Source organism: Geodermatophilus sp. SYSU D00691, from assembly GCF_054050275.1.
The window spans coordinates 1-14,197 of sequence record NZ_JBJGYZ010000004.1 but is presented as its reverse complement, the minus strand read 5'-3'; the positions used below and the strand labels follow the sequence as shown (position 1 = coordinate 14,197).

At 74.5% G+C, this 14,197-nt stretch carries 13 protein-coding genes and 1 tRNA gene; 3 read left to right on the top strand and 11 right to left on the bottom strand.

Annotated features, from left to right (window positions below; all coding sequences use genetic code 11):
• Window positions 1-44 precede the first annotated feature (44 nt).
• The 7 genes from pknB to ACI797_RS03815 all read right to left on the bottom strand — a co-directional run bounded on the left by pknB (window position 45) and on the right by ACI797_RS03815 (window position 9,387).
• Window positions 45-1,961 (bottom strand): Stk1 family PASTA domain-containing Ser/Thr kinase, encoded by a 1,917-nt coding sequence (gene pknB, locus ACI797_RS03845; RefSeq protein ID WP_456857188.1) that lies wholly within the window; start codon window positions 1,959-1,961, stop codon window positions 45-47.
• A gap of 124 nt (window positions 1,962-2,085) precedes the next feature.
• Complete coding sequence (locus ACI797_RS03840) at window positions 2,086-3,774, bottom strand: protein kinase domain-containing protein (protein ID WP_456857187.1); 1,689 nt, start codon at window positions 3,772-3,774, stop codon at window positions 2,086-2,088.
• Window positions 3,774-5,234 carry a peptidoglycan D,D-transpeptidase FtsI family protein gene (locus ACI797_RS03835; RefSeq protein ID WP_456857186.1) on the bottom strand — a complete coding sequence of 487 codons (1,461 nt, stop codon included), beginning with the start codon at window positions 5,232-5,234 and terminating at the stop codon, window positions 3,774-3,776. Before ACI797_RS03835 ends, ACI797_RS03840 begins: the two co-directional genes overlap by 1 nt.
• Complete coding sequence (locus ACI797_RS03830) at window positions 5,231-6,643, bottom strand: FtsW/RodA/SpoVE family cell cycle protein (protein ID WP_456857185.1); 1,413 nt, start codon at window positions 6,641-6,643, stop codon at window positions 5,231-5,233. The genes ACI797_RS03835 and ACI797_RS03830 overlap by 4 nt, the downstream gene beginning before the upstream one ends.
• Entirely contained in the window at window positions 6,643-8,064 is a 1,422-nt protein-coding gene (locus ACI797_RS03825) for a PP2C family protein-serine/threonine phosphatase (protein WP_456857184.1), read from the bottom strand. Before ACI797_RS03825 ends, ACI797_RS03830 begins: the two co-directional genes overlap by 1 nt.
• On the bottom strand, window positions 8,061-8,522 hold the full coding sequence (locus ACI797_RS03820) for an FHA domain-containing protein FhaB/FipA (RefSeq protein WP_456539423.1): 462 nt from the start codon (window positions 8,520-8,522) through the stop codon (window positions 8,061-8,063). Before ACI797_RS03820 ends, ACI797_RS03825 begins: the two co-directional genes overlap by 4 nt.
• Window positions 8,523-8,568: 46 nt before the next feature.
• A complete protein-coding gene (locus ACI797_RS03815; RefSeq protein WP_456857183.1) occupies window positions 8,569-9,387 on the bottom strand; it encodes an FhaA domain-containing protein in 819 nt (272 codons plus the stop codon).
• Between the two features lie 170 nt (window positions 9,388-9,557).
• Here ACI797_RS03815 and ACI797_RS03810 point away from each other — a divergent pair.
• A tRNA-Leu gene (locus tag ACI797_RS03810) sits at window positions 9,558-9,643 on the top strand.
• Between the two features lie 214 nt (window positions 9,644-9,857).
• On the opposite strand, the gene ACI797_RS03805 is transcribed toward ACI797_RS03810, so the two are convergent.
• Both ACI797_RS03805 and ACI797_RS03800 read right to left on the bottom strand, forming a co-directional pair.
• Window positions 9,858-10,706: a hypothetical protein gene (locus ACI797_RS03805; protein ID WP_456857182.1), complete on the bottom strand. Its 849-nt coding sequence runs from the start codon at window positions 10,704-10,706 to the stop codon at window positions 9,858-9,860.
• Window positions 10,703-11,629: an ABC transporter ATP-binding protein gene (locus tag ACI797_RS03800; protein ID WP_456857181.1), complete on the bottom strand. Its 927-nt coding sequence runs from the start codon at window positions 11,627-11,629 to the stop codon at window positions 10,703-10,705. Before ACI797_RS03800 ends, ACI797_RS03805 begins: the two co-directional genes overlap by 4 nt.
• Window positions 11,630-11,685: 56 nt before the next feature.
• On the opposite strand from ACI797_RS03800, the gene ACI797_RS03795 reads away from it, so the two are divergent.
• Together ACI797_RS03795 and ACI797_RS03790 are read left to right on the top strand one after the other, a co-directional pair.
• Window positions 11,686-12,159, top strand: coding sequence for a MarR family winged helix-turn-helix transcriptional regulator (locus ACI797_RS03795; RefSeq protein ID WP_456857180.1), 474 nt, complete (start codon window positions 11,686-11,688; stop codon window positions 12,157-12,159).
• Window positions 12,160-12,419: 260 nt separating this feature from the next.
• Complete coding sequence (locus ACI797_RS03790; RefSeq protein ID WP_456857179.1) at window positions 12,420-12,716, top strand: hypothetical protein; 297 nt, start codon at window positions 12,420-12,422, stop codon at window positions 12,714-12,716.
• A gap of 18 nt (window positions 12,717-12,734) precedes the next feature.
• Here the strand turns inward: ACI797_RS03790 and ACI797_RS03785 are convergent, their stop codons facing one another.
• Complete coding sequence (locus tag ACI797_RS03785; protein ID WP_456857178.1) at window positions 12,735-13,220, bottom strand: DUF1707 SHOCT-like domain-containing protein; 486 nt, start codon at window positions 13,218-13,220, stop codon at window positions 12,735-12,737.
• A 69-nt stretch (window positions 13,221-13,289) separates the two neighbouring features.
• Window positions 13,290-14,197, bottom strand: a 908-nt coding sequence (locus ACI797_RS03780; RefSeq protein ID WP_456857177.1) for a DUF222 domain-containing protein, incomplete at its 5' end; no start/stop codon positions are given.

Genomic DNA, 14,197 nt, shown 5'->3' with positions numbered 1-14,197 from the left:
CTCCCGGTCCCGGGAGGGGCCCTTCTGCATGTGCGCCTGTCCGGTCAGTTCTCCGGTTCGGTCGACGCCGGCTGCACGACGAGCTGGATACGCTCGCCGGCAGCCGCCTGCTCGCCGGCGCCGGGCTGCGTGCTGACGAAGGTCGCCCCGTCAAGGCTGGCCTCGTTGCCGTTGGGGTCGACGACCGCGATGTCGGTGAAGCCGAGGTCATCCAGCTGGTTGAAGGCGTCGCGGGCCGGGGTGCCCTCCTCAATGCTCGGCACCGTGATCGTCTCGGGCTCGGCGGGCGCGGACGCCACCTGCAGCGTGATCTCGGTGTCGGCCGAGGCCTGCTGGCCCTCGCCCGGCGTGACGCCCAGGACGGTGCCGGCCGGCTCCTCGGACTCGACCTGCTCGACGGTCACGTTGCCGAACCCGGCCTCGGACAGCGCCTGCTCGGCGGCGTCCTGCGGCTGGCCGACGACGGCCGGGATGGGGGCGTCGCCGTCGGACACCGACAGGGTGATCTCGGCGTCCAGCGCCGCCTCCGAGCCCTGCGCCGGGTCGACGTCGACCACCTCGCCCTCGGGGGCCAGGCTGTCGACCTGCTCGGTGTTGATGTTCCCCGTGAAACCGGCGCCGCGGAGGTTGTCGCGGGCCTCGTCGACGTCCAGGCCGATGACGGCGGGGACGGCGACGGTGTTCGGCCCGGCGCCCACCGTCAGGTCGACCTCGGTGCCCTCGTCCACCGAGGCACCCGCGGCGGGGTCGGTGGAGAGCACCTGGCCTGACTGCTCGGCCGTGCTGGGCGCGGTGGTGACGTCGCCGACGACCAGCCCGGCGCCGGTGATCTGGCTCTCGGCGTCGGCCTGGGCCAGGTTCACCACGTTGGGCACGGCGACCTGCTGGGTGGCGGGCGGCTGCTCGTCGTCGCCACCGAGCAGGAGGAAGAGGGCGACGGCGCCGCCGATGAGCACGACGGCCGCCGCGACGATCGCGATGATCCGGTTGCGGCGCTTGCGCCGGGCCGCCTCGGGGTCCTCGTCCCAGTCGTCGTCCCCCGGCGCACCCGGCCCGCCGGGCGTGGCCGCCAGCAGCGTCGTCTTCTCGGCGTCGTTCATCACCGGCGTGGCCTCGACCCGCTGTCCGGCCAGGGCCCGGAGCAGGTCGTTGCGCATGTCGGCGGCCGACTGGTAGCGGTTGGCCGGGTTCTTGCTCATCGCCTTGAGCAGGATGGCGTCGAGCTCCGGCGGGACGGCGGGGTTGATCGACGAGGGCAGCCGCGGGTCCTCGCGCACGTGCTGGTAGGCCACCGACACGGGGGAGTCGCCGGTGAACGGCGGCGCGCCGGTGACGAGCTCGTAGAGCAGGCAGCCGACGGAGTAGACGTCGGAGCGGGCGTCGACGCTCTCGCCGCGGGCCTGCTCCGGCGAGAGGTACTGGGCCGTGCCGATGACCGCGGCGGTGGAGGTCATCGTGGCCGCGGAGTCGGACACCGCGCGGGCGATGCCGAAGTCCATGACCTTGACCGAGCCCTGGGGCGTGATCATCACGTTCCCGGGCTTCACGTCGCGGTGCACGATGCCGTTGCGGTGGCTGAAGTCCAGGGCGCCGCAGATGTCGGCGGCGAGGCTCATGGCGCGGTCGGGCCGCAGGACGCCCTCGCGCCGCAGCACGTCGCGCAGGGTGTCGCCCTCGACGTACTCCATGACGATGTACGGGGTGGCACCGCTGGCGCTGCGGTCCTCGCCGGTGTCGTAGACGGCCACGATCGCCGGGTGGTTGAGCGACGCGGCGGCCTGCGCCTCGCGGCGGAAGCGCACCTGGAACGACGGGTCGCGGGCGAGGTCCTGCCGGAGGACCTTGACGGCCACCTCGCGGCCCAGGCGCAGGTCGCGGCCGCGGTGGACCTCGGCCATGCCGCCGCGGCCCAGGACCCCGCCGATCTCGTAGCGCTCGCCGAGCACTTGCGGGGTGGTCATACGAGGTCCTCTCGGGGGGTGCCGTGCGCGCCCCGGGGGAGCCCCGGGCGGTGCCGGAGGGGGCCGTCGGCCACCCTAACCGGCACGGCGCCGGGATCCCGGGAATCGGCGGGGGTGAGGACCACTACGCCTCACCCTGCACAGCGGCCGCACCCTGCAGCGGCTCTTCGGCCTGCTGCTCCTCACCCACCGGCGGCTCTTCCTCCTCCTCGGGAGGGGGTTCGGACGCCGAGGTGCCGGGTTGGCTGGGCGGCTCCGACGACGGCGTGGTCGTCGTCGGCGTCGTCGTCGTGGTCGTGGACGACGACGAGGAGGAGCTCGACGACGAGCTCGAGGACGACGACGTGGTCTGCGGCGGCTGCGTCGTCGGCGCGCCGTCCTCGGGCGTGTAGCCGTCGCTCGCCACGAACAGGGTGACGCCCGAGCCGACCGGCACGGTCGTGTCCGCCGGGTCGGAGCCGGCCACGGCGTCGGCCGCGAGCTCCTGCCCCAGCTCGGCGAGCTGCGCGTCCGAGGCCTCCGCGCGGGTGACCTGCAGCCCCTGGCCCTCGAGGCGGGCGCGGACGTCGTCGTAGTCCTGGCCGATGAAGCCGGCGGTGTCGATCGCGACGGTGCCGGCCGAGGTCGGGGTGGCGCTGGTCGTCGCCGAGGTGCCGGTGCTGGTGGCGGGGGGCTGCTCCTCGCCGCCACCGCCCAGCAGCAGCCAGCCGCCGCCGGCCAGCAGCAGCACGGCGAGGACGACGGCGGCGATCCACAGCCAGGGGCGGCTGCGGCGCGGTGGCTCGTCGTCGGCCCAGCGGTCGTCCTCGTCGTCCGGCGCCTGCAGCGGCGGCATGGGGCGCGGCGACGTGGAGGGACCCGCGACGGCGGCGGCACCGCCGGTCGCCCCGCCCAGCACCCGGGTGCCGTCCTCGGGCATGGTGATGACCTCGGTGGTCGCCCCGGTCACCGGGCCGGCCGCGGCGGCGGACGTCGTGCCGTGCGCCGCCACCGCCCGGACGGCCTCGGCGAACGCCCCGCCGTCGGCGAACCGGTCGGCCGGGTCCTTGGCCAGGGCCCGCTCGACGAGCTCCCGCACCGCCCGCGGGACCTCGGCGGGCAGCGGAGGGGGCTGGCGGTTGATGTGCGCGAGCGCGATCGCCACCTGCGAGGTGCCGTCGAACGGCCGGCCCCCGGTCAGGCACTCGTAGGCGACGACGCCCAGCGAGTACACGTCGGAGGCGGCGGTGACCTCGAAGCCCTGCGCCTGCTCGGGCGACAGGTACTGGGCGGTGCCCACCACCATGCCGGTGCGGGTGAGCGGGGCGGCGTCGCGGGCCTGGGCGATGCCGAAGTCGGTCAGCTTGACCACGCCGTCGGGGCGGACCATGAGGTTGCCCGGCTTGATGTCACGGTGCACGACCCCGGCGCGGTGGGCGGCGGAGAGGCCCTCGGCGGCCTGGCCGAGCACATGCAGCGTCCAGTCGACCGGGAGCCGGCCCTCCTCGTGGAGGATCGTGACCAGCGGCTGGCCGTCGACGAACTCCATCACCAGGAAGGCCAGGTTGTGGCCGGTGCGGTCGTCCACGGTCTCGCCGTAGTCGTAGACCGACGCGATGTTCGGGTGCGAGAGCGCCGCGGTGTGCCGCGCCTCGTTGCGGAACCGGGCGAGGAAGTTCGGGTCCCCCGTGAACTCGCTGCGCAGCACCTTGGCCGCGACGACCCGGTCGAGGACCCGGTCGCGGGCGCGCCAGACCTCGCCCATGCCGCCGACGGCGATGGGAGCCGTGATCTCGTAGCGCCCGGCGAGCAAGGTGCCCAGCGACAGCGCCATCAGCCCCCCTGTTCCCCGAAGTAGGCCTCCATCACCTGGCGGGCGATGGGTGCCGAGATGTCGCCGCCGGTGCCCTCGACACCGCTGGCGCCACCGTTGCGGACGAAGACCGCCAGCGCGATCTGCCGGTCGCCCTCGCCGCCGAAGCCGATGAACCAGGTGTGCGGGCTCTGCCCCTCCCCGATCTCGGCCGTGCCGGTCTTGCCGCCCACGGTGACGCCGTCGACCCGGGCCCGGCGGCCGGTGCCGTCCTCGACGACGCTCACCATCATCTCGCGCAGCTGACCGGCGACCTCGCCGGAGACCGGCTGGCCCATCTCCTCCGGCTCGGTCTGGTCGATCACCGTGAGATCCGGCGCGCGCACCTGGTCGACGAGGTAGGGCTGCATGAGGGTGCCGTCGTTGGCCACCGCCGCGGCGATCATGGCCGCCTGGATGGGGGTCATCTGCACGTCCTGCTGCCCGATGGAGCTGATGCCCAGCTGGGCGTCGTCGGCGATGTCGCCGATGGTGCTGCCCGCCACGGACAGTGGCATGTCGAAGCCCTCGCCGTCCATGCCGAAGGCCTCGGCCATCTCGCGGACCCGGTCCTCGCCGAGGTCGATGCCCAGCTGCGCGAAGGCGGTGTTGCAGGAGATGGTGAGCGCGTCGATCAGCGGCTGCTCCTGGCTGGGGTCGCAGACCTCGCCGTTGAAGTTCTCCAGCTCGGTGCTGGTGCCGGGCAGGGTGAGCAGGTCGGGCGCGGGGATGACGGTCTCGGGGGTGTAGCCGTCCTCCAGCGCGGCCGCGGAGACGATCACCTTGAACACCGACCCGGGCGAGTAGCGCTGGGAGATCGCCTGGTTGATCCGCGGGTCGGGGTTGGCGGCGTCGAGCTGCGCGGCGTAGTCGCGGATCGCCGCCGGGTCGTGGCTGGAGAGCAGGTTCGGGTCGTAGGTGGGGGTGCTCGCCATGGCGAGCACCGCGCCCGTGGAGGGGTCGAGCGCGACGACGGCCCCGACCACGCCGTCCAGGGCCTCCATCGCCGTCTGCTGGAGCGTGGGGTCCAGGGTGAGGACGACGTCGCCGCCGGAGGGGTCGCGGCCGGTGAACAGGTCGGCCAGGCGGCGGGCGAACAGCCGCGGGTCGTTGCCGGCGAGCACGTCGTTCTCGGCCCGCTCCAGCATCCAGGTGTTGTAGATGACCGAGTAGTAGCCGGTCACCGGGGCGTAGACCGGCCCCTGCGGGTACTGCCGCAGGTAGGTCAGCCGGTCGTCGGTGCGGATCGACATCGCGATCTCGGTGCCCTCGACGACCATCGAGCCGCGCTCGCGCTCGTACTCCTCGAGCAGCACGCGGGTGTTGCCGGAGTCGGTGCGCAGCTCGTCGGAGCGGACGACCTGGATGTAGTTGACGTTGATGATCAGCAGGGTGAACAGCACCAGCACGCTGATCGCCACGCGGCGCAGCGGCGCGTTCACGACTGCACGACCTCCGTCGGGGCCTCACCCAGCCGCGGCGGCTGCGCGGCCGGCGGCGCGGCGGGACGGCGGGCGGCGTCGCTGATCCGGACCAGCAGCGCCACCAGGCCGAAGTTGGCGACCAGCGAGGAGCCGCCGTACGCCAGGAACGGCGTGGTCAGGCCGGTCAGCGGCAGCAGCCCGGTGACCCCGCCCAGGACGACGAACACCTGCCAGGCGATGGCGAAGGACAGGCCGGCGGCGAGCAGCTTGCCGAAGGCGTCGCGGACGATCAGCGAGCTGCGCAGGCCGCGCTCGACCAGGATCAGGTAGACGATGATCACCGCGACCAGGCCGAAGAGGCCCAGCTCCTCGCCGATGGCGGCGGTGATGAAGTCGCTCTTGGCCACCGGCACCTGGTCGGGGCGGCCGCTGCCCAGCCCGGCGCCGAACAGCCCGCCGGTGCCGAGCCCGAACAGCGACTGGACGAGCTGGTAGCCGGCGTCGTCGCGGTAGGCGAACGGGTCCAGCCACACGTCGACCCGCCGCTGCACGTGGCCGAAGATCTGGTAGGCCAGCAGCGCGCCGGCGGCGAACAGGCCCACGCCGATCACCAGCCAGCTGGCCCGCTCGGTGGCGACGTAGAGCATCACCACGAAGATGCCGAACAGCAGCAGCGAGCTGCCGAGGTCGCGCTCGAAGACCAGCACCAGGATCGAGAACGCCCAGGCGACCAGCACCGGCCCGAGGTCGCGGCCGCGGGGCAGCTCGAGGCCCATCACCTTGCGGCTGGCGAGGGCGAGCACGTCGCGCTTGTCGACCAGGTAGGCCGCGAAGAAGATGACCAGGCAGATCTTGGCGAACTCACCGGGCTGGATGGAGAACCCGGCGACGCGGATCCAGATCTTGGCGCCGTTGACCTCGGAGATCGACGACGGCAGGACCGCCGGGAGGGCCAGCAGCACCAGGCCGACGAGCATCAGCGTGTAGGCGTAGCGGGCGAGCACCCGGTGATCGCGGATGACCACCAGGACGGCGACGAACAGGGCGACGCCGATCGTGGCCCAGAGCAGCTGGGTGGGGGCGCTCTCGCTGGTGTCCGAGCCGCCCTCCATGCTCCCGGCCAGGTCGAGCCGGTGGATCACCGACAGCCCGAGGCCGACCAGCAGCGCCACCGACGGCAGGAGCAGCGGGTCGGCGTACGGCGCCCACTTGCGGACGACGACGTGCGCGACGGCCCACAGCGCGGTGATCCAGATGCCGAAGGTGGCCAGCTCCGGGCGCAGCGAGCCGGTGACCGTGAGGTCGACGATGCACTGCGCGGCCAGCGTGATGACGACGGCGAAGGACAGGAGGGCCAGCTCCGTACCCCGGCGCTTGGGCGCACCGGCGGCGGCGACGCCGCGCGGGTCGGTGGACGGGCCGGCCATCACTTCTCCTCCCGGCAGTCCACTCCCGGCTCGAGGGACGACGTCGCCCGGGTCTCCGTCGCGGTGGTCGTGGACGGGACGGTCGGCGTGCCCGGGTCCAGTGTCCCCGACGGCGCGGTGCCGGCCGGGGGCAGGCCGGTGGACGGCGTCCCCGTGGGCGCCGACTCGGAGGTCTGCTCGGGGGTCGTGCTGGCCTTGCCGCCCTCGGGGCACGGCGGCAGCTGCTGGTCGCGCAGCGCGTCGAGGATCCGCTCGGCGTCGGCGGCGTCGTCGGCCTCGATGCCATCGCGCACCCGGCTGCGGGCCGCCGGCTCGAGGTCGCCGACCGTGAGGTCGGTGGCGTGGTCGAGCCGGTAGAGGTCCACGCCGAACGGGGAGGTGTGCAGGCCGCGGAAGACCGCCACCTGCTCGGCGTCGCCGGTGCCCTCGACGCCGACGAACCAGTGCTGCAGCGCCCAGACGTAGGTGCCCACGCCCCCGGCGACGAGCAGCACGACGAGGCCGAGGGCGACGGCCACCAGGCGCCACGGCCGGCGGCGCTTCGCCGGGGGGCTCGCCACGGACTGCACGACCGGGGGCGGCGGCGGGGGCGTGGGGTCGGCGAGGGCGGCCCGGCCGGCCGCCGAGTTCGGGTCGACCCGGCGCTGGCCCACGTTGTCACCGGCGGCGCCGTCGACGACGGGCTCGATGAGCACCGGCCCGCCGGTGTCCTCGACGACGTCGGCCACGATCACGGTGATGTTGTCGGGGCCGCCGCTGCGCAGCGCCAGCTCGATGAGCCGGTCGGCGGTGGACTGCGGATCGGGGTCCTTGAGCGCCTCGGCGAGGGTCTCCTCGCTGACGACGCCGGAGAGCCCGTCGGAGCAGAGCAGGTAGCGGTCGCCGGCGCGGGCCTCGCGCATGGACAGGTCCGGCTCGACGTCCTGGCCGTTGAGCGCGCGCAGCAGCAGCGAGCGCTGCGGGTGGCTGTTCGCCTCTTCCGGCGTGATGCGGCCGTCGTCGATGAGCGTCTGCACGAACGTGTCGTCGTGCGTGATCTGCGAGAACTCGCCGTCGCGCAGCAGGTAGGCGCGGGAGTCGCCGACGTGGCACAGCGCCAGCCGGCCGCCGGCGAAGAGGATCGCGGTGAGCGTCGTCCCCATGCCCTCGAGCTGCGGCGCCTCGCGGATCACCTCGCGCAGGTGCTCGCTGCCCTCGAAGACCGCCTGCCGCATCGACTGGAGCATGTCGCCGGAGGGCGCGTCGTCGTCCAGGTGCTCGAGGGCGGCGATGACGACCTTGCTGGCGACGTCCCCGGCCGCGTGCCCGCCCATGCCGTCGGCGACGGCGAGCAGCCGGGGCCCGGCGTAGACGGAGTCCTGGTTGTTGCCGCGGATGAGGCCGCGGTCGGAGCGCGCCGCGTAGCGCAGGACGAGGCTCATGAGCGCAGCTCCAGCGCCGTCTGGCCGATCCGGATGACCTGACCGGGCTGCACGAGCATCGGACCCTGCACGCGCTGGGTGTCGAGGTAGGTGCCGTTGGTGGAGCCGAGGTCCTCGACGTACCACTGGCCGCCGCGGTTGGTGAGACGGGCGTGCCGGGAGCTGGCGAAGTCGTCGGTGAGCACGAGCGTGGAGTCGTCGGCGCGGCCGATGAGGATCGGCTGATCGCCGAGGGTGATCTTCGTGCCGGTGAGCGGGCCGGCGGTGACGACCAGCGTGCGGGGACCGCGGTTCTTCTTCTTGCCCGCCGGGGCCGCCCGCGGCGGGACCGACGCGACCCGCCCGGCGCGGCCGCCGAAGAGGTCGGCGCGGACCACCCGGAACGCGGCGAAGATGAACAGCCACAGCAGCAGCAGGAAGCCGAAGCGGAAGATCTGCAGGACGATCTCGGCGGTCATGCGCCCACCCCGCCGGTGAGAACCGCCCCCGTGCGCCGCAGCGGCGTCACGCGCCGTCCTGCCGGTAGACCAGCACCGAGTGCCCGATGCGGATCACGTCGCCGTCGGCGAGCGGCTGGCGGTTGATCCGGCGGCCGTTGACCAGCGTGCCGTTGGTGGAGCCGAGGTCCTCGGCGATGGCCGTGCCGTTGTCGAGGACGACGTCGACGTGCTTGCGGCTGACGCCGGTGTCGGGCAGCCGGATGTCGGCCTCGGTGCCGCGGCCGATGACGTTGCGCCCGCTCGTGAGCGTGTGCCGCGTGCCCGGGCCGTCGACCACGAGCACGTGCTGGACCCGCGAGCCGGCACGGCCGACCATCGACGGCGACTGGCGGCCGGTGTCGGTGGCGGTGCGCCCGCGCAGGGGCGGGAGCGGCGGCAGGGCGGGGTGGGCGGCGCTCGCGTGGCCGTTCACCGGCGGCGCCAGCGGCGCCTCCCGCGACGGCGGCCGGCCGCGGTCGGCGACGTGCGAGCTGACCTCGAAGACGCCGGTGGGCAGCTCCTCGGCCAGCTCCAGCGCCACCTGGACGTCGCCGAAGGTCTGGTAGCCCTCGCCGGAGATGTGCTCGGACACCATGTCGGCGAGCTCACCGGCGAGCTGGTCGGACCACTCGGCGAGGTTGTCGTAGTCGACCTGGCCCAGGCGCACGGTGTAGAGGTTCGGCGCGAGGACGCGCCCCTCGCCCAGCACGTTGCGCTGCTCGTCGGCCTCGCGGGTCAGGGCCTTGGCGATCTCCGCCGGGTGCACCTTGCCCTTGAAGAGGCGGGCGAAGGCGAGGCCGACCATGCCCTCGAGTCGTCGCTCGAAGCGCTGCAGCACACCCACAGTCGCTCCTTTGCGCTCGCCGCCGACGTCTGACTGGTGATCGTAGCCGGGCGCACGGCCGGTGACCGGCCAGGAACTCGCGACGCCCCGGAGGAACGTCGTCCCACCGGGTCGGACGTCGGCCCCTCCGGAGATCTTCCCGGACGGGCTGATACTGTCTTGTCGCGCCAGGGCAAGTGGCGGAATGGCAGACGCGCACGGTTCAGGTCCGTGTGTCCGGAAGGACGTGGGGGTTCAACTCCCCCCTTGCCCACCAGCCCCTGGGGAATCCCCAGGGCTCGGGACAGAGACCGGCAGCGCCGCCCCAGGGCGGGGCTGCCGGTCCTCTCCGTCCGCCGGCCTGTGGTGCGGCGCGACGATCCGCCGCCGGTGACTTCGCCGCTGCCGAGGCGACTGCGCCCGAGCGGCGACCCTGTGCCGGCGGACCGTCGGCCACCCGGAACGCCGGTGGTCACCCGACCCTGCTCGCGTCAGAGGTCGCGGCCTCGGATGGCGCGAACGGCGGCGGCCAGGAGCACGGCGGTATAGGCGGCCAGCACCAGGAGACCTGTCGACGGTGCCAGGTACCCGGGCCGCCGGTAGAGCTGGATCGCCGCCTGTCCGGCCTGGCTGGGCAGGAAAGGTCCGACGGTCTCGGCGATGCTGGCCGGCAGCAGCCCCACGAGTACGGGGAGCAGGAAGAGGGCGCCGGTGAGCAGCACGACGGCCGCCGCGGTGGAGCGCAGCAGCGTGCCCACGGCCAATCCGAGCAGCGCGACGAGGACGAGGTAGACGGCTGCGCCGACGACCGCCCGGGGCACGCCGGCGCCGGTCAGGCCCACGGGCAGCCCTTGCCCGCGGAGGATGCCCAGGCCGGCGGCGGCTCCCACGGTGGTGGCCAGGAGCGCGGCCGGCACGGCGAGGGCCAGCAGGAGCAGTGCCTTCGCGGCCAGCAGCATTCCGCGCTGGGGGACGGCGAGGCCGCTGACGGTGATGGCGCGGGAGGAGAACTCCGCGGTCACCAGCAGGGCGCCGAGGAGGGCGAGGGCCACCTGGCCCATGAACACGCCGCTGAGCGCCTCGGCCACGGGCTCGATCCGGGCCCGCTCGGACGGCGGCAGCGATCCCACGTCCCGGGTCAGCGGGATGGCCACCGCGAGGACGACCATGATGCCCAGGAAGGTCCCGAGCGCCGTCCACGTGGAGGGCAGCGACCGGGCCTTGACCCACTCTGCCGAGACGGCGCGGAGCAGCTGGCGACGTCGCCGCGGTGATGTCCGCGCCAGTCGGTCGGCGAGAACGCCGGGCGGGGCGGCCGTGCCTGCGGACGGGGCGCTCATGCGGCGGCACGCCCGCGGTACTGCGCCGCCTCGCCGGTGAGCTGGAGGTAGGCCTCCTCGAGCGACCCCTGCCGGGCCGTGAGCTCGAGGAGGGTGACCGCGTGCGCGGCGGCGATCCGCCCGACCTCGTCGGTGCTTCCGGCGCGCACCCACAGCGCCTCCCGGTCGCCGGCGAGCGGTCCGTCGGACGAGACCTCCAGTCCGCGGGCTCTCAGCAGATCGGCGAACGCCTCCGGGTCGGGCGTGCGCACCCGCACGCCGGACCCTTCGGCCCGGGCGGTGACGTCGGCGACCGTGGTCTGGGCCAGCAGCCGCCCACGCCCGATCACGACCAGGTCGTGGGCGGTCATGGCCATCTCGCTCATCAGGTGCGAGGACAGGAGCACGGTGCGGCCCTCGGCGGCCAGCTCCTGCAGCAGCTCGCGGATCCAGATGATGCCTTCGGGGTCCAGGCCGTTGACCGGCTCGTCGAGGACCAGGAGGGCGGGATCGCCCAGGAGGGCGCCCGCGAGGCCCAGCCGCTGACTCATGCCGAGGCTGAACCCTCCGACCGGGCGGCGCGCCACCTCCTCCAGGCCGCAGGTGGCCAGGACCTCGTGGACGCGGCCGGCGCTGATGCCGTTGCTGCGTGCGAGCGCCAACAGGTGCGCGCGGGCACTCAGCCGGGGCGCGACCGCCCGGGCGTCGAGGAGGCTGCCCACCAGGTGCAGCGGAGCGCGCAGCTCCGCGTAGCGCCGGCCGGCGATGGTTGCGGTGCCGGCGTCGGCCCGGTCCAGGCCGAGCAGGATCCGCAGCGAGGTGGACTTGCCGGCGCCGTTCGGGCCCAGGAAGCCGGTCACGGTCCCCGGTCGGGCGGTGAAGGAGAGCCCGTCCAGCGCGCGAGTGGTCCCGTAGTGCCTCACCAGCCCGTCGACCTCGATCATTCGAGGGACCCCGCCGGCGCCAGTACTTCCATGATGGAAGTAGTAGCATCCGCCGCGTGGACGCGCAACGGGCCGGTGAGCTGGTCGCCCTGCTGCGCGAGTTCAGCCTGGCCAGCGACCGCTTCGCCGATGTCGTCGCCCGGCGGCACGCGCTGCACCGCACCGACCTGGAGGCCCTGGGGCACCTGTGGGGCGGCCAGGTCCGTCATGACCCGCTGACGCCCAGTCGGCTGGCGGCAGCTCTGTCGTTGAGCGCGCCCGCGACCTCCGCGCTCATCGGCCGCCTGGAACGCGCCGGGCACGTGGCCCGCGTCCCCGCCGAGCACGACCGGCGGAGCAGCGTGCTGATGCTGCCGGAGCAGGCGCGGGACCTGACCGCCGCTGCCTTCCGTCCACTCGGCGGCCGGTTGCAGTGCGTGATCGCCGACCTGCGACCCGACGAGGCGGAGGTCGTCGAGCGGTTCCTGCGGGCCTGCGTAGACGCAGCCCGGGCTGCCACCGCGGATGGGGCCGGTGACGACCCGCCGTAGTCGGCACAGGGCCTCGGGCGCATCGGGTCGGGCGATGCCGGCGCGCGGTACCGGCCGCGTACAGGCGGGCCCTCTCGGCTGCGGACCCTGATCACCAGGGCGTCGGACGCGACCCGTGAGGGCTCCCCTCTGGGGGATCTCCCGGTGACCCACCATCAGCGCCCTTGCCCAGCCGGAGAGCGAAGGCCGCGGGAGCCCCTCCGGCGGCCTTCGTCGTCCCGGGGGTGCCGACGGGGGCGCGGCCCGCCGATGAGGAGGGCATGCGTGCCCGTCGTGTCGCCACCGCCCTCGTCGCCTTCACCGCCGGTGCCGCCGCCTCCGCGGTGCTCCGCCGGCTGACCGCCCGCCGTCCCGCGTCGCCCGCGGTCGCCGCGCTCCCCGCCGCCCCGGCGCCGGAGGCCGTGATCCTGCCTTTCGCCCCGCGGGCGGCCGCCGCGCCGGCGCCGGTGGCGCCGACCCGTTGCGGCGACACCGGCGGGGTGACCAAGGCCGGTGCGCCGTGCGCCGCCCGTCCCACCGCCGGCGGCCGCTGCCGGCACCACCAGCTCGCGGCCTGACCGGCACCTTCCGGCGTCTCAGCGGGTCAGGCGCTCCCGTTCGCGCGGGCGCACCCAGGCGCCGCGGCCGAGGGTCTGGGCGAGCAGCACCGCGCCCCAGGGGCCGATGACCCACATCGGCCAGAAGTAGAGCAGCGACCCGCTGGCCAGCGAGGTGATGAGCCAGATGGTCAGCACGATGACCGCGGTGCCGGTCCAGCTGCTCCACGCCGCGCGGGTGGACGAGCCCAGGCCCCACGGGTGCCGGCCCCACGCGCCGGCACCACACGCACCGGTGTAGGCAGGGCGGTGCTGGGTGGCGGGCGCGGCCGGGCGTGCCGGCTCGAGCGAGGGCAGGTCGCTGGTCACTTCGGCGAGGTCGCCGTAGGTCTTGGCGGCGTAGGCGCGGGCCGAGCGCTCCTCGTACTCGGCCACGGTCAGCCGTCCGGCGGCCATGTGCTCGCCGAGGCGGTGGACGACCGCCTCGCGGTCCTTGTCAGCGGCGCGCATGCGGGGCTCGGGCATGGCTCCAGTCTTCGCCGCCGGGCCTGCTCCGGACCACTGACGGACGTCACGACTTCCCGGTGGCAGGCCTCAGCCTGCGCGGGCGAGGTGGGGGTCGTCGGCGGGTGGCCGGATCACCAGGATCTCGGTGCCGTCGGGGCGGTAGGTGTGCCACCGGCCGGCGGTGTCCCGCTCGATGCGGAAGCCGTGGTGGACCTGGGTGTGGTGCCGTTCACAGAGCAGCCCGGAGTTGTCCAGGCTGGTCTCGCCGCCGAGCGCCCAGGCCAGCAGGTGGTGGACCTCGCACCAGTGGTGCGGGGCGTCGCAGCCGGCGAACACACACGTCGTGTCGCGGGCGATCACCGCCTGGCGCAGCGCCGGGGTGACCAGCCGCCGGGTGCGGCCCAGGTCGAGCGGTTCCCCGTGCGGGCCGAGCACGATCCGGGTGAGGTCGGCGTCGCAGGCCGCCCACCGGGCCCGGGCGGCGGAGAGGACCGCGCCGAAGCCGGTGCGGGCGGCGCCCCGGCCGGTCGCGGGATCGAGCAGGTCGGCGAGGTGGACGGTGACCGCGACCTGCGGCTTGACGGTGCGCAGCAGCGGCAGCGTGCCGCAGCCGAGGTGGAGGTCGGCCAGCTGGACGGCGGCGTCGGCCTGCCGCCGCGCCAGGCTCCGCTCATCCCCGGCCGGCCGGTGGGCCTGCTCGAGCGCGGTGATCGCGGCCTGGAACCTCTCCCCGCCGACCGCGTCCAGCTCGCCGCGGAAGAACAGCCGCCCGTCGGCGCGCCGGGTGAAGGTCAGCGACCGCTGCTCGGTGGGGTCGGGTTCGGGGCCGTCGGTGTCGAGCCGCTCGAGGAAGGCGCGCACGGCCCGCTCCAGGTCGGTGTGCGGCGCCGCGGCGGCCAGCCGGGCCAGGATGGCGGCGGTCTCGGCCAGGTCGATGCCCTGGGCCGCGGCCAGCGCGACCGCCCGCGGCTCGCCGATCGCGGCGATCGTCGACA